The sequence below is a fragment of the Streptomyces sp. NPDC053427 genome (genome assembly GCF_044544985.1).
Lineage (GTDB): Bacteria > Actinomycetota > Actinomycetes > Streptomycetales > Streptomycetaceae > Streptomyces.
Window position 1 is genome coordinate 239,178 of sequence record NZ_JBITYA010000002.1, and the last position, 14,917, is coordinate 254,094.

Below are 14,917 nucleotides of genomic sequence, written 5' to 3' on the forward strand. Positions count from 1 at the left end.
CGCCCCGCCAACTGCCGATCGGGCAGCGTGCCATGGCGTGCGCGACTCCCAGGACCCCGACGGTCCGATGCTGCGCCCCGCTCCGGCCTCCTGGGCCCGGTTCCGTGGCGCCGTCGTGGAAGGGCCGATCACGGCGGCTCGCCGACGGAAGGTCCCGTCTCCTGCCTTGTCCGTTCCCACAGAGGTTGGAGCGGTAGTGACAACGCGCTGACGCGGCGTAACCAGTCGTGGAATTCTTGAGGCATGACGATGCCGCCCGAAGTGCCGTGCGAGGAGTGCCGAGGGACCGGCACCGTCGAGTGGGAGACCCAGGACGGCAACCCCACGACGACGCAATGCTCCCGGTGCATGGGCACCGGCACGGTCCCGGCGTAGGAGGCGGACGACGACGTGACGACCCCCCGTGAGGGCAACCGGCTGCGAGCGCTGCCCCCCGAGTACGTCGACAGAATGCGCTGTACGCACTGCGAGTTGCGGACCATGAAGCTGCCCGGCACGGCGGGGGGGCTGTGCATCCCCTGCTATGCGCTGGAGCGGCAGGCGGCGCCTCGGCGGACCAGTCAGGGGATGCAGCTGGCCAACTTCGTGTCCGATCCGTGCATGGGGTGTGGCTCGCATGCCGTGGATGCCAACGGGTGGGCGTTCTGGTGCGACGCGTGCGGGATGCAGGTCGCGGTGGCGTATCCGCAGCCGTAGGTGCGGGGGTGCGTGGAGGGGGCGTCGGGGCGGGGGCTGTCGGTAGCCAGGAGGCCCCGGTTGTCGGTTTCGGCCGGCGGGCGCCCGCATGACCTTTCGGCGGGTTTCGGAAGGTCGATTCGTCAAGGTGCAATGCGGTTTTCACACGCGTGGGGCAGAGTGGTCGGGCGCACGACACGGTGATCGACAAGCACCAACGGCACACACTCCGGGGCCACGACCACAGGAGGCGACACGCGCATGGGCGGGACGACGGGAAGCGGCGTCGGTATCGGCAGGCGGCGGCTGTTGGCCGCATCCGGCGGCATCGCGGCGGCCGGGGCGCTTGCCGCCTGTGGGTCCAACACCGGGCGTGGTGGCGGGGGTTCGGGGCCGGCGATCAGCCAGTGGTACCACCAGTACGGCGAGCCGGGGACGCAGCGTGCCGTGCAGCGGTATGCCGCCGCGTACAAGAAGGCCGAGGTGCGGGTGCAGTGGCGGCCCGGGGACTACGACCGGCAGACGGCGGCGGCGCTGCTGACCGACTCCGGGCCCGATGTGTTCGAGGTCAACGGGCCCTTGCTGGATCAGATTCGGGGCGGGCAGGTCGTGGATCTGACCGCTGAAGTCGAGCCGGTCAAGGACGACTTCCCTCAGGCGGTGCTGGCGCCGAAGACCTGGCAGGGGAAGGTGTGGGGCATTCCGCAGGTCATTGACATGCAGATGCTCTATTACCGCAAGAGTTTGCTGAAGGAGGCCGGGGTTCAGCCTCCGCAGACGCTGGATGAGTTGGTGGATGCGGCGGGGAAGCTGAGCACGAAGAAGGTCAAGGGGCTGTTCCTCGGGAACGACGGCGGGGTCGGTGTGCTCAGCGGGACGCCGTTGCACGCGGCGGGGCTGAGTCTGATCACCGACGACGGCAAGGTCGGGTTCGACGATCCGGCGGCGGCGCGGGTGCTCGGCAAGATCCGGCAGTTGTACGCGGACAAGTCGTTGCTGCTGGGCGCGCCCACGGACTGGTCCGATCCGGCCGCGTTCATCCAGGGGCTGACCGCGATGCAGTGGTCGGGGCTGTGGGCACTGCCGGGGATCAAGAAGGCGCTGGGGGACGACTTCGGGGTGCTGCCGTTCCCGAAGGACGGCGCGGGTGGGAAGCCTGCCGTGCCGGTGGGTGCCTACGGGTCCGCCGTCAGCGCGCGGAGCAGGCGCAAGACGGAGGCCAAGGCCTTCGCGAAATGGCTGTGGGTGGATCGCACCGACTTTCAGCAAGACTTTGCGCTGTCCTACGGCTTCCACATTCCGGCGCGGATCTCGCTTGCACGGAAGGCCAAGCAGTTGCAGCAAGGTGTTGCCGCGGATGCGGTGCGGTTTGCGACGGAGTACGGCCATGCCGAGCCGCTGCTGTGGACGGCCGCCGACCGTAACGCCTACCAGGACGCGCTGAGCCGGATCATCAAGGACGGCGCGAACCCGGAGAGCGAGCTGAAGAGCGTGGTGCGCAAGGTCAACGCCGAGCTGCAGGGGATCGAGAAGAAGCAGAAGTCGGGGCGGTGAGCGCCGCGTCCACCCGGACCGCCCGCACCGCCCGGACCAGCCAGGCCACCCGGACCAGCCGGACATCCCGCGCCGGCCGGTTGCTGGGGCCGCAGCGGCGGAATCTCTGGTTCTGGGTCTTCGTCGGGCCGTTCGCGATCGGGCTGGGGCTGTTCACCTACGTACCGCTGGTGTGGAGCCTCTACCTCAGCCTCTTCGACGCGCACAACACCGTGACGCCGACGAAAACGGACTTCGTGGGGCTGGGCAATTACGCCACGATGCTGAGCGATGAGGCGTTTCTCGGCAGCCTGGGAACGTTCCTGCTGTTCACCGTCTTCATCGTCCCGGCGACCTACGCGCTCTCGCTCGCCCTCGCGCTGATGGTCAACCGGCTGCGCTTCGCCCAGGCGTTCTTCCGGTCGGTGTTCTTTCTGCCGACCGCCTGCTCGTATGTCGTCGCCGCGGTGATCTGGAAGCTGTCGATCTTCAACGGGGTGCGGTTCGGGCTGGCCAATACGGTGCTGGGGTGGTTCGGGGCCGATCAGACCGCTTGGCTGTCCACCACCGACCCGCCCTGGTACTGGCTGGTCATCGTCACCGTACGGCTGTGGCTGCAAGCCGGTTTCTACATGATTCTGTTTCTTGCGGGGCTGCAAAGGATTTCACCGCAGTTGTACGAGGCAGCGGCGGTGGACGGGGCGCGGCCGGGCTGGCAGGTCTTTCGGCACATCACCTTTCCACAGCTGCGGGCGACGTCCGTGGCCGTGGTGCTGCTGCTGGTGATCAATGCGTTTCAGGCGTTCGACGAGTTCTACAACCTGCTGAGCGATGCGCGCGGCTATCCGCCGTATGCCCGGCCGCCGTTGGTCTACCTCTACTACACGGCGCTCGGGCGGGACCAGAACCTCGGGCTCGGCAGTGCGGGCGCGGTGATCCTGGCGCTGATCATCGCGGTGGCGACGGTCGTCCAGGCCCGCTGGTTCGGCCTCGGCCGGAAGGAGGACTGAGGATGCCGAAGTCGCATCCGGTGCCGAAGTCGAAGTCGGTGCCGAAGTCGAAGTCGGTGCCGAAGCCGAAGTCGCATCCGGTGCCGAAGTCGATGTTGGGCACGCACGATGCGCTGACCAGGGCCGGGCGCGCGCTGCGGGTGGTCATACTCGTCGCCCTCGCCCTGCTGTTCCTCGTGCCGTTCTATCTGCTGGTACGGAACGGGCTGGCGTCCGAGCAGGAGATCACCTCGCCCGACTGGACGTTCTTCCCCGGCGAACCCCGCTGGTCGCATCTGACCGAGGTGTTCCGGGACCCGGGCCTGCCGATGGCGCGGGCGCTGCTCAACTCGACGCTGATTGCGGTGTCGACGACAGTCGGCACGGTCGTGCTCGCCTCGCTGGCGGGGTACGGGCTGGCGCGGATCCCGTACCGGTACGCCAATGTCGTCTTCTACGCGATCCTGGGGACGCTGATGGTCCCGGCGGCGGTGACGTTCGTGCCGAGCTTTGTGCTGGTGTCGTCGCTCGGGTGGGTCTCGACGCTGCGCGGGCTGGTGATTCCCACGCTGTTCAGCGCATTCGCTTGCTTCATCTTTCGGCAGTATTTCCTGGGCTTTCCGCAAGAGCTGGAGGACGCGGCCCGGGTGGACGGGCTCGGCTACTGGCGGACGTACTGGCGGATCGTCGTGCCCAACGCGCGGCCGGTCTTTGCCGCGGTCGGGACGATCGTGTTCATCGGAGCCTGGAACGCGTTCCTGTGGCCGCTGGTGATCGGGCAGGACCAGGAGGCATGGACGGTGCAGGTGGCGCTGTCCACGTTCACCACGGCGCAGAACCTGAATCTGCATGAGCTGTTCGTGGCCGCGGCCGTGTCGATCGCGCCGCTGGTGGTCGTGTTTCTGCTGCTCCAGCGGTACATCGTGGCGGGGGTGGAGCGCAGCGGTATCGATGACTGATGGGGTGGCCGACGGGTTGGCCGACGGACCGAGGGGCGTTACCCCGGTCGGCCCGGTCGGCCCCGTCGGCCCCGTCAATCATCCCAGCCCCGTCGGCCCCCTCGGCCGGATCGCTTCGCCCTCTCCCGGCCGGCCGGTGCGGCCAGGAATGCCGCGGCACCACCCGTCGCGACGACGAGCGCGATCGCCCACCAGAACGCGTGCCGGGCACCGTTGAGCGCCGCGTCGCCGGACAGCGGTGTGCCGGGAGCGGCGCCGTGGAGGAAGACCGTGCCGAGCAGCAAGGCCGTCAGCCCGGCGAACATCACGCGCGAGCCGTAGCGCGGCACCAGGCGCGTGCCGGCGATCCAGGACGCGACCGCCATCGCGCCCGACCACGGCAGCAGCGTCAGCCTGGCGGGGAGGACGTCGATGCCCGGTCCGAGTTCCCGCTGGAGCACGACGACCAGGGCCAGGCCGTTGACGACCGCGAAGAAGAGCGTGGACGCGGCCGGTGCGGCGCACCGGATTCCCGCCGGCCCTCCCCCGGGCGCCGTACCGGCCCTAGGTGGTGTCCGCAAAGTCCCGCCTGGCCCGCCCTCCGGGCGGACGACGGGACTTTGCGGACACCACCTAGCGGCGGCTGACGGATGCGGTACGGTGCGTGGCATGAGCACGCACCCCAACTTCCGTGAGGCGGAGCCGCGCGACGGCGGCCCCCACGGCGAGTGCGCGCCCCGCGGCCTGAGCTTTCTGCGCCGCCGCGGCCGGGTGGGATCTCCCCCGGCCGGCTGTTTCTGTACGGCCTGAGCCCTCCGGCGACCGCCCGGCCACATGACGCGTCGGCCCGGGACGTAACCCGTCAGCTCGGGACGTAACCCCTCGGCCCCGGACATGACCCGCCGGCTCGCCCTGCGACCGGCCGCTCGGGACACGCAACGCAGCCCCCGCCCCCGCTCCCGTTCCCCCTCCCTCGCATCCTCACCACCCCTTCCCTGTCTTCCCCCTTCCCACCAGGAGGACCAGATGACGACTCTCGCCACTCCCGCTCCCGCCGACCCCACCCCCACCCTGCGCCCCCACCGCATCCCCGCCGACGGGCTGTACGAGGGCCGCCGCGTCCTGCGCCGCACCCCCGACGGCTGGACGGACCGGCCGTACGAGCTCTTCGAGGTGGTACCGCAGGCCGCCACCATCGGGGCCGAAATTCGCGGGCTGGACCTCTCCCGGCCGCTGTCCGGGAAGCTGCGGGGGGAGCTGAACCGGGCGCTGCTGGAGTGGAAGGTGCTGTTCTTCCGCGGTCAGCATCTGGCCTCCGATGCGCAGCGGGAATTCGCTCGCAATTGGGGAGAGCTGGAGACCAATCCGTTGCTCGCGCGGGGCGATGCGAAGGATGTGGTGCGGTTCGAGAAGGCGGACGGTGCGGTTCCGACGTTCGAGAACGTATGGCACGCGGATGTCACCTTCCGCGAACGGCCCGCGATGGGCGCGGTGTTGCAGCTGCGCGAGGTTCCACCGGTCGGCGGGGACACGATGTGGGCCGATATGGCCGCCGCGTACGACAATTTGCCGGAGAAAATCCGGGCACGGATCAATTGCGCGCGGGCGGTGCACGACTACCTTCCGGGGTTCGCACGCTTCTACTCCGCTGCCCAACTGGCGCCATTTCAGGGGGAGTTCCCGCCGGTCGAGCATCCGGTGGTGCGCCGCCACCCGGAGACCGGGCGGCGGATGCTGTTCGTCAACGCGTCATTCACCACGCGGATCGTGGGGCTTGCGGAGACGGAGAGCGACCGGCTGTTGCGGGTGCTGTTCCAGCAGGCGCAGGTACCGGAGTTCCAGGTGCGGTGGCGGTGGCGGGCCGGGGACGTCGCGTTCTGGGACAACCGGGCCACGCAGCACTACGCGGTGAACGACTACGGGACGCACCGCCGGGTCGCCGAGCGCGTCGCCATCGCGGGCGACCGGCCGTACTGAGCGAGGAAGCGGCCGCGACGTCCGCTCATCCGTGCACCTCCGCCGGGCGCGCGCCGCGCAGCAGCGCCGCGCCCAGCGGGGTCAGGGTGTGGAGGACGGCGTTGCCCTGGCGCAGGGTCAGCAGGAGGCCGGCGTCGCGCAGGACGGTCGCATGCTGGCTGGCGGAGGCCAGGGAGACATCGACGCGGCGGGCGAGTTCGCTGGTGGTGCAGCCGACGCCGATGCCCTGGAGGATCGCGGAGCGGGTCTGGCCGACCAGCCGGCTCAAACAGCGTTCGGGCGGTTCGGGCGGGGCCAGGCGGGGCGTCTGGTGCTCTACGGGGTAGACCAGGACGGGCGTCAGATCGGGGTTGTGGAAGGTGACCGGGGTGCGGCGACAGAAGTAGGACGGCAGCAGGAGCAGGCCGCGGCCGTTCAGATGGAGGTCGCGGTCCACCGGGTAGTCGGCTTCCAGAACGGGCGCCCGCCAGCGGAGCATCGGCGGCAGGGAAGCGAGCAGCCGGTCCGCGCCGCCGTCCAGGAGGGCCCGGCCGCGGGCGGCCCGGTCGGCCTCGATACGGCCCTGGACGCGCGGCCAGTGCGGGGCGACGGCGGCCTCGTAGTAGCGCTGGAGGACGCCGGCGAGGCGGCCGAGCGAGCGGGTGCTGCCCTCGGCCATCTCGCGTATCCAGGTGGGCAGCGGGCGGGCGGCGGACAGCCGCGAGAGCTCGTCGTGCAGCCGGACGGCCGGGGTTTCCCGCAGCGCCTCGAGCGCCGCGTCCATGCCGAGGAGCCCTTCGGCGGGCGTGAGGAAATCGGGGAAATAGCCGCGGGTGGGCACCAGCGGGGCCAGCAGCCGCGTTTCGCCATTCAACCTTCCCCGCGTTTCCGATCGCCATCTGCCGAATGCGGAATCGTCGCGTCTGTCGCGTAGTCGGTGAAAGCTCAAAACGGTCTCCCACAGTGCGTCCGGGCGTGCGGCAATGCGCACCCGAGCCAGGTCGAGTCCACTGAAATGGACGCGTAACACCGAACCCCCACCTTGCTTTCCTCGGTTGACCCCCCGGTACGCCCTGAGTATGCACGCCAACACGCGCGGTCACCATGCCCTTTTGGCCAGAGTTGAAAAGGGTCGCGCCACCCGGCGGGCGACGGGAATGCTGTACTCAATTCAACGGCGAAGCGAGCGAAGCGGATTGCTCGATCCCGTGGGGGGTGATGGGCAAATGACCGCCCGCTCGCCGTTCCGTTGAAGAGTCGCCCTCCCACGCCGACAGGGACGGCGACAGCTCCCGAGGGGGGAGCCCGGAGAAGAGCGAGGGCGGTACCTCCGCACAGGTGCCGCCCTTGCCCCGTCGGCCGGGTGAGGTGGGATCATCCCGGGCATGCCCGGCAACCCGACCCGCATCCTGACGCGCGGCGATCTGCTGGCCGTCCTCGCTCCCGTGTCCTGTACGGACGCGCTGCGCGAGGGCTTTCGCCACGCCGGTCGCCGGGCAGCGCGTGCGTACGGACCTGCCGTTCCCCGGTACGGCCACGGCCCTGATACCCGGTGTACTGCCCGGAGTCGAGGCGTACACGGTGAAGGCCAACGCCACGTTCCCGGGCTCCCGGCCCGCCTTGCGCGGCGTGGTCTGCCTGCACAGCGGCACCGACGGGGCGCTCCTCGCACTGCCGGATCCGGCCACCGTCACCGCCTGGCGGACCGGCCTGGCCGCCGCCCTGGGGACCGACGCCCTGGCCGCCGCGGCCCGGACGGTCCACGCGCCCGTCGGGCTCCCCTGGCAGGCCCTCGCGCTCGCCCGGGCCGCGTACCGGCGGGCGGAGCGGCTGGGCATCGGGGCGACGACCGATCTGCCCGGGTGAGGCAGCGGGGCGGCCGCGCGCGGAAAAGGGTGAGGGCGGCACCTCCGCACAAGGTGCCGCCCTCATCGGGTCCCGGAGCCGACAGCCCGGTGGCTGAGGGTCGTGTGCCGGGCGGGGCCGGCTCCGGTGGTGAAGCGGGGGTGGTGCCGCGGACGTTGGGGCGTCCGCGGCACCGGGAGGGGTCAGCGGCTGTCGCTGCCCTGGGAGTCGGCCGCCGCGCGGCCCGCCTCCAGCCGTGCGACCGGGATACGGAACGGGGAGCAGGAGACGTAGTCCAGGCCGACCTCGTGGAAGAAGTGGACCGACTCCGGGTCGCCGCCGTGCTCACCGCAGACGCCGAGCTTGAGGTCCGGGCGGGTGGCGCGGCCGGCCTCGGCGGCGTTGCGGACGAGCCTGCCCACGCCGTCCCTGTCGATGGTCTCGAACGGGCTGACGCCGAAGATGCCCTTCTCCAGGTACGCGGTGAAGAAGCTGGCCTCGACGTCGTCGCGGGAGAAGCCCCAGACCATCTGCGTGAGGTCGTTCGTACCGAAGGAGAAGAAGTCGGCCGACTCGGCGATCTGGCCGGCCGTCAGGGCGGCGCGGGGCAGCTCGATCATCGTGCCGAGGGCGAGCGAGAGGCTGACGCCGGCGGTCTTTTCGACCTCGGCGATGACCTGCTCGGCCTCCTCGCGGACGATCTCCAGCTCCTGGACCGTACCGACCAGCGGGATCATGATCTCGGCGCGCGGGTCGCCGCCCGCCTTCCTGCGGTCGGCCGACGCCTCGGCGATCGCCCGTACCTGCATGGCGAACAGGCCGGGGATGACCAGGCCGAGGCGGACGCCGCGCAGACCCAGCATCGGGTTCTGCTCGTGCAGCTTGTGCACGGCCTGGAGGAGGCGCAGGTCGTTCTCGTTGGCGTCCTTGCGGGCCTCGGCGAGCGCGACCCGGACCGACAGCTCGGTGATGTCGGGCAGGAACTCGTGCAGCGGCGGGTCCAGCAGCCGTACGGTCACCGGCAGCCCGTCCATGGCCTCGAACAGCTCGGCGAAGTCGGCCTTCTGGAGCGGCAGCAGCTCGGCGAGCGCGGCGTCCCGGTCGGCGTCGGTGTCGGCCAGGATGAGGCGCTCGACCATCTCGCGGCGCTCACCGAGGAACATGTGCTCGGTGCGGCACAGGCCGATGCCCTGGGCACCGAACCGGCGGGCGCGGGCGGCGTCCTCGGCGTTGTCGGCGTTGGTACGGACGGCCAGGCGGCGCTGCGAGTCCGCGTACGTCATCAGGCGGTGCACGGAGCGTACGAGCTCGTCGGCGCCCGCCGCCTCCGCGTCGACCTTGCCCTCGAAGTACTCGACGACCGGGGACGGCACGACCGGCACCTCGCCGGCGTAGACCTTGCCGGTGGAACCGTCGATGGAGACGAGGTCGCCCTCCTCGATGACCACACCTTCCCGGGTCGTCATCCGGCGGGACTTGGTGTCGACCTCCAGCTCCTCGGCGCCGCAGACACAGGTCTTGCCCATGCCGCGGGCCACGACGGCGGCGTGCGAGGTCTTCCCGCCGCGGGAGGTGAGGATGCCCTCGGCGGCGATCATGCCGTTGAGGTCGTCGGGGTTGGTCTCGCGGCGGATCAGGATGACCTTCTCGCCGGAGCGGGACCACTTGACGGCGGTGTACGAGTCGAAGACGGCCTTGCCGACCGCCGCGCCCGGGGAGGCGGCAATGCCGCGGCCGAGCGTCGTGGACTTCGCGTCCAGGTCGAACCGGGGGAACATCAGCTGCGCCAGCTGCGCGCCGCTGACCCGCTGGAGGGCCTCGGCCTCGTCGATCAGGCCCTGGTCGACGAGCTGGGTGGCGATCCGGAAGGCGGCACCGGCGGTGCGCTTGCCGACGCGGGTCTGGAGCATCCACAGCTTGCCGCGCTCGATGGTGAACTCGATGTCGCACAGGTCCTTGTAGTGCGTCTCGAGGGTTTCCATGATCTGCATCAGCTGGTCGTACGACGCCTTGTCGATCCCCTCGAGATCGGCGAGCGGCACGGTGTTGCGGATACCGGCGACGACGTCCTCGCCCTGCGCGTTCTGCAGGTAGTCGCCGTAGACGCCCTGGTGGCCGCTGGCGGGGTCGCGGGTGAAGGCGACGCCGGTGCCCGAGTCGGGGCCGAGGTTGCCGAAGACCATGGAGCAGACGTTGACGGCTGTGCCGAGGTCGCCGGGGATGCGCTCCTGGCGGCGGTAGAGCTTGGCGCGGTCGGTGTTCCACGAGTCGAAGACCGCGCGCACGGCGAGGTCCATCTGCTCGCGCGGCTCCTGCGGGAAGTCGCGGCCGGTCTCCTTGGCGACGATGTCCTTGAAGTGCGCGACGAGGCTGCGGAGGTCGGCCGCGTCCAGGTCGACGTCGACGACGACGCCCTTGGCGCGCTTGGCCTCCTCGAGCGCCTCCTCGAAGAGCTCGCCGTCCACGCCCAGCACGGTCTTGCCGAACATCTGGATGAGGCGGCGGTAGGAGTCCCATGCGAACCGCTCGTCACCGGCTTGCTCGGCAAGGCCGGAAACCGATGCATCGGAGAGGCCGATGTTGAGGACGGTGTCCATCATGCCGGGCATGGAGAATTTCGCGCCGGAACGCACCGATACGAGCAGCGGGTCGTCGGCCTGGCCGAGCTTCTTGCCCATCTGCCGCTCGAGGGCCTCGAGGTGCTGGGAGACCTCGGCACGCAGTGCCGCGGGCTCGGAGCCGCTCTCGAGGTAGACCTTGCAGGCTTCGGTGGTGATCGTGAAGCCGGGAGGGACCGGAAGTCCCAGGTTGGTCATCTCCGCGAGGTTGGCGCCCTTGCCACCGAGGAGGTCCTTGAGGTCCTTGTTGCCCTCGGTGAAGTCGTAGACGAACTTCACCGACGCCGACGCGGACGCGGACTGGCTTACGTGGGGATCTTGTGTTTCCGGCACGGGAATGGCTCCTCGCCGACGGGCTGCCCTGACGGCGAGGAACATACCCAGATCGAAGGCGTATGGGTACGTCCACTTGGTCGACATACGTGCGTAACCGGGTGTCAGCCAGCGGATCGAAAGTGATCTAGCCTTCTGACTTAAGTTCATTACCTGAACGCATCATTCCGGTACGCAGTCAGGACGGCGCCATTGCGTTACTCATTGCAACCATTCACTTGATCAGTCGAACACATAGTGCGTGGCACCCAGTGCCATCATTGGAGAGATGGAGTCGGACTCAGGATGCTCATGTGAGCGGACCCCCTATCAGGGGTGGCGAGAATCACGCGCTCATGTGTGACGCGGGTCCATCATTTGGACCCCCTTCGGCTAAATGATCAAGGAATGCGTCCCTGTCAGCTCCGCCTCGATGCGCCAGGCGCTCCCATGCCGCGGGGCCCGAGTGTCGGGATCCGGCCATTCGTTCGAGGCCGACGGGATCCCCGCCCCGGCCGTCCGGCTTCGTATACGGCGCAAGGGCCCGCCGTCTCCCTCCGGCCCCGACGGCTGACGGAATCCCGTCGGCCGCCGCACGGTCGCCTCCATAGCCGTTCACACACGGGAGTTGGCAACCCGAAGGAGGCGACGGCCGTCAGCCCTTCGGCCGGCGGCCGCTGCGCCGCGGGTGCGGGTCCTGGCCGTCCAGCAGCTCCAGGCGGCGTTCCTCGCCGCACGTCTCGACCTGCACCACGATGCGGCGCAGCAGATCCGCCAGGCGCAGCACCTCGTCGTCGTTCAGCGGGCCGGTGACAAACCCTTCCTCGGCGTTGAACTGGGGGAAGACATCCGTCATCAGCGCCTCGCCCTCGGGGGTGAGCGCGAGCAGCGCGAGCCGTCCGTCCGTCGGGTGGGCGCTGCGCGCCATCAGGCCGCGGCCCTGGAGCGTGCGGGCGACGCCGGTGAGCGTGCCCTTGGAGATCCCGGCCTCCTCGGCCACCCTGCGGGTCTCCATCTCGCCCCAGATCCACACCACCCACAGCACGACGAAGGAGGTCCAGGTCAGCTCGACGCCGCGCAGCACGGAGTTCTCGAAGTGCTGCCGTACGGCGGCCGCGGCGCGGTAGATGTTGGCCACCGCGGCCATCTGCTCGTGCCGGACGGGGGCATCGCCGAGCTTGGCCCGGACGGCCTTCTCCGTGTCCCCGCTGGAACGGTGACCGCTGACCACGGCATCTCCCTCGATCGCGCCCGGTCCCTCGTCGGGACCCGTACGGGCTCCATCGATATCGCGGCCGAGGCCTCCCGGGACGGATCACCCGCCCGATGTCACCCGGCGGATGTCATGCGGGGGAGGGCATGCGCCAAAGGTCAGCCGCCCGACGTGTCCAGCTCCGCGTCCTCGCTGACGCCGGCGCAGTCGTAGGGGTCCTTGAGCCAGCCGTCCGGCAGCACCACCCGGTTGTTGCCGGAGGTACGGCCGCGGGGGCCGTCCGCGCCCTGCGGCCAGGGCTGGTCGAGGTCGAGCTCGCCGAGGCCGTCCTCCAGCTCGGCCAGCGACCCCGTCATGGCCAGCCGCTTGCGCATCTCGGAGCCGACCGCAAAACCCTTCAGGTACCAGGCGACGTGCTTGCGGAAGTCGATGACGCCGCGCGTCTCGTCGCCGATCCACTCGCCCAGCAGCGCGGCGTGCCGCAGCATGACGGCGGCGACCTCGCGCAGCCCGGGCGCCTTGGGTGCGCCGGTGCCTTCGAAGGCGGCCACCAGATCGCCGAAGAGCCAGGGGCGGCCGAGGCAGCCGCGGCCGACGACCACGCCGTCGCAGCCGGTCTCGCGCATCATCCGGACGGCGTCGTCGGACGACCAGATGTCGCCGTTGCCGAGCACCGGGATCTCCGGGACGTGCTCCTTCAGGCGCGCGATGGCGTCCCAGTCGGCGGTGCCGCCGTAGTGCTGAGCGGCCGTGCGGCCGTGCAGGGCGATGGCGGTGACGCCCTCCTCGACGGCGATCCGGCCGGCGTCGAGGAAGGTGATGTGGTCGTCGTCGATGCCCTTGCGCATCTTCATCGTGACGGGCAGGTCGCCGGCGCCGGTGACCGCCTCGCGCAGGATGGCGCGCAGGAGAGGGCGCTTGTACGGGAGCGCGGAGCCGCCGCCCTTGCGGGTGACCTTGGGGACGGGGCAGCCGAAGTTCAGGTCGATGTGGTCGGCGAGGTCCTCCTCCGCGATCATGCGGACGGCCTTGCCGACGGTGGCCGGGTCGACGCCGTACAGCTGGATCGAGCGCGGCTTCTCGGTCGCATCGAAGTGGATCAGCTGCATGGTCTTCTCGTTGCGCTCGACCAGTGCCCGGGTCGTGATCATCTCGCTGACGAAGAGGCCCTTGCCGCCGGAGAACTCCCGGCACAGCGTCCGGAACGGGGCATTGGTGATCCCGGCCATCGGCGCGAGCACCACGGGGGGCTGCACCGTATGCGGACCGATTCGCAGCGAAGTCATGGAAGTCATTGTCCCGCACTGCGCGGGTGCCCCTGCCAGGGCCGGAAGTCCCGGATCGTTGTAGCGTTCAACCATGGCCGAGCTCAGCCGCCGACGGCGTCTGCTCGTGCTGGCGATCTGCTGCATGAGCCTGCTGATCGTCAGCCTCGACAACACCGTCCTCAATGTCGCCCTGCCGTCCATGCAGCACGAGCTGGGCGCGTCGGTCTCCGGGATGCAGTGGACGATCGACGCCTACACGCTGGTGCTGGCGTCGCTGCTGATGCTGTCCGGGTCGACCGCGGACCGGCTCGGGCGGCGGCGGATATTCCTGGTCGGGCTGGTGGTGTTCGCCATCGGTTCGCTGTTGTGCAGCCTGGCGCCCGGCTTGGAATGGCTGGTGGCGTTCCGGATGGTGCAGGCGGTGGGCGGCTCGATGCTCAATCCCGTCGCGATGTCGATCATCACCAACACGTTCACCGAGCCCCGCGAGCGGGCCCGCGCCATCGGGGTGTGGGGCGGGGTCGTCGGCATCAGCATGGCGGCCGGGCCGGTGATCGGCGGGCTGCTGGTGCAGACCGTCGGCTGGCGCTCGATTTTCTGGATCAACGTCCCGATCGGCGCCCTCGCGCTCTTCCTCACCCTGCGCTACGTCCCCGAATCGCGCGCCCCCAAGCCGCGCCGCGTCGACCCGGTGGGCCAGCTGCTGGTGATCGCGCTGCTGGGCTCGCTGACGTACGCGATCATCGAGGCGCCGGAGGCGGGCTGGGCGTCGCCGGAGATCCTGGCGTTCGTGGTGGTGGCGCTGGTCTCGCTGGGGGCCCTGATCGGCTACGAGCGCCGGCGCCGCGAACCCCTTGTCGACCTGCGGTTCTTCCACAGCGCGCCGTTCAGCGGGGCGACCGTCATAGCGGTCTGTGCCTTTGCCTCGCTCGCCGGTTTCCTCTTCATCAACACCCTGTATCTGCAGAACGTGCGCGGGCTCTCCGCCCTGGACGCCGGGCTCTACATGATCCCCATGGCGGGTATGACGCTGATCTTCGCGCCGCTGTCGGGGCGGCTGGTCGGCAGCCACGGGCCCCGGCTGTCGCTGCTGCTGGCGGGGACGTTCATGGGGGCGAGCGGGCTGCTCTTCGCGGCGTTCGATGCGCAGGCGACGACGGCGCTGCTGTTCACCGGGTATGTGCTGTTCGGTATCGGGTTCGGGCTGGTCAATGCGCCGATCACCAACACCGCGGTGTCGGGGATGCCGCGCACCCAGGCGGGGGTGGCGGCCGCGGTCGCCTCGACCAGCCGTCAGGTGGGGCAGTCGCTGGGCGTGGCGGTGATCGGCGCCGTACTGGCGGGCGGGGCGGGGGCCGGCGCCACGGGGGCCGAGTTCCTCGCGGCCGGGCGCCCGGCCTGGTGGATCATCGCCGGGTGCGGTGCGGCCATTTTGCTGCTGGGCGCGCTGACGACCGGGCGGTGGGCGCTGCGGACGGCGCGGCGCACGGCGGAACTGTTCGAGGAGGAGCACCGGAACGGGCACGTCACGGCGAAGGCGTAGCCTGGCGGCGCCTCGCGAAGGCGTAGC

At 70.2% G+C, this 14,917-nt stretch carries 14 protein-coding genes and 1 pseudogene; 10 read left to right on the forward strand and 5 right to left on the reverse strand.

Annotation, left to right across the window (positions count from 1 at the left end; genetic code table 11):
- Positions 1-34: 34 nt before the first annotated feature.
- The 6 genes and pseudogenes from ACIGWZ_RS05810 to ACIGWZ_RS05835 all read left to right on the forward strand — a co-directional run.
- Positions 35-211, forward strand: a pseudogene (locus tag ACIGWZ_RS05810) (DUF397 domain-containing protein); the annotation flags it as partial.
- 32 nt (positions 212-243) lie between these two features.
- Positions 244-375: a hypothetical protein gene (locus ACIGWZ_RS05815; protein WP_400061213.1), complete on the forward strand. Its 132-nt coding sequence runs from the start codon at positions 244-246 to the stop codon at positions 373-375.
- A gap of 15 nt (positions 376-390) precedes the next feature.
- Entirely contained in the window at positions 391-696 is a 306-nt protein-coding gene (locus tag ACIGWZ_RS05820) for a hypothetical protein (RefSeq protein WP_400061215.1), read from the forward strand.
- 240 nt (positions 697-936) lie between these two features.
- On the forward strand, positions 937-2,229 hold the full coding sequence (locus ACIGWZ_RS05825) for an ABC transporter substrate-binding protein (RefSeq protein ID WP_400061217.1): 1,293 nt from the start codon (positions 937-939) through the stop codon (positions 2,227-2,229).
- Positions 2,230-2,309: 80 nt separating this feature from the next.
- Positions 2,310-3,218 (forward strand): carbohydrate ABC transporter permease, encoded by a 909-nt coding sequence (locus ACIGWZ_RS05830; RefSeq protein ID WP_400062001.1) that lies wholly within the window; start codon positions 2,310-2,312, stop codon positions 3,216-3,218.
- 92 nt (positions 3,219-3,310) lie between these two features.
- Positions 3,311-4,156: a carbohydrate ABC transporter permease gene (locus ACIGWZ_RS05835; RefSeq protein WP_400062003.1), complete on the forward strand. Its 846-nt coding sequence runs from the start codon at positions 3,311-3,313 to the stop codon at positions 4,154-4,156.
- A gap of 74 nt (positions 4,157-4,230) precedes the next feature.
- Here ACIGWZ_RS05835 and ACIGWZ_RS05840 read toward each other — a convergent pair whose 3' ends face one another.
- Entirely contained in the window at positions 4,231-4,716 is a 486-nt protein-coding gene (locus tag ACIGWZ_RS05840) for a hypothetical protein (RefSeq protein ID WP_400061218.1), read from the reverse strand.
- Positions 4,717-4,804: 88 nt separating this feature from the next.
- On the opposite strand from ACIGWZ_RS05840, the gene ACIGWZ_RS05845 reads away from it, so the two are divergent.
- A complete protein-coding gene (locus ACIGWZ_RS05845) occupies positions 4,805-4,945 on the forward strand; it encodes a hypothetical protein (RefSeq protein ID WP_400061220.1) in 141 nt (46 codons plus the stop codon).
- Positions 4,946-5,161: 216 nt separating this feature from the next.
- Positions 5,162-6,112 carry a TauD/TfdA dioxygenase family protein gene (locus ACIGWZ_RS05850; RefSeq protein ID WP_400061222.1) on the forward strand — a complete coding sequence of 317 codons (951 nt, stop codon included), beginning with the start codon at positions 5,162-5,164 and terminating at the stop codon, positions 6,110-6,112.
- A gap of 25 nt (positions 6,113-6,137) precedes the next feature.
- On the opposite strand, the gene ACIGWZ_RS05855 is transcribed toward ACIGWZ_RS05850, so the two are convergent.
- Complete coding sequence (locus tag ACIGWZ_RS05855) at positions 6,138-6,965, reverse strand: helix-turn-helix domain-containing protein (protein ID WP_400061224.1); 828 nt, start codon at positions 6,963-6,965, stop codon at positions 6,138-6,140.
- 629 nt (positions 6,966-7,594) lie between these two features.
- Between ACIGWZ_RS05855 and ACIGWZ_RS05860 the strand changes: the two genes are divergently transcribed.
- Positions 7,595-7,957 (forward strand): hypothetical protein, encoded by a 363-nt coding sequence (locus tag ACIGWZ_RS05860; protein ID WP_400061226.1) that lies wholly within the window; start codon positions 7,595-7,597, stop codon positions 7,955-7,957.
- A gap of 182 nt (positions 7,958-8,139) precedes the next feature.
- On the opposite strand, the gene ppdK is transcribed toward ACIGWZ_RS05860, so the two are convergent.
- From ppdK to dusB, 3 genes are all read right to left on the reverse strand, one after another.
- A complete protein-coding gene (gene ppdK / locus ACIGWZ_RS05865; protein WP_400062005.1) occupies positions 8,140-10,833 on the reverse strand; it encodes a pyruvate, phosphate dikinase in 2,694 nt (897 codons plus the stop codon).
- Between the two features lie 688 nt (positions 10,834-11,521).
- On the reverse strand, positions 11,522-12,097 hold the full coding sequence (locus tag ACIGWZ_RS05870) for a MarR family winged helix-turn-helix transcriptional regulator (protein WP_400061228.1): 576 nt from the start codon (positions 12,095-12,097) through the stop codon (positions 11,522-11,524).
- A 140-nt stretch (positions 12,098-12,237) separates the two neighbouring features.
- On the reverse strand, positions 12,238-13,374 hold the full coding sequence (gene dusB, locus ACIGWZ_RS05875) for a tRNA dihydrouridine synthase DusB (protein ID WP_400061230.1): 1,137 nt from the start codon (positions 13,372-13,374) through the stop codon (positions 12,238-12,240).
- A gap of 64 nt (positions 13,375-13,438) precedes the next feature.
- Here dusB and ACIGWZ_RS05880 point away from each other — a divergent pair, with 64 nt between their 5' ends.
- Positions 13,439-14,890 (forward strand): MFS transporter, encoded by a 1,452-nt coding sequence (locus ACIGWZ_RS05880; protein WP_400061232.1) that lies wholly within the window; start codon positions 13,439-13,441, stop codon positions 14,888-14,890.
- The last annotated feature ends 27 nt before the right edge of the window (positions 14,891-14,917 follow it).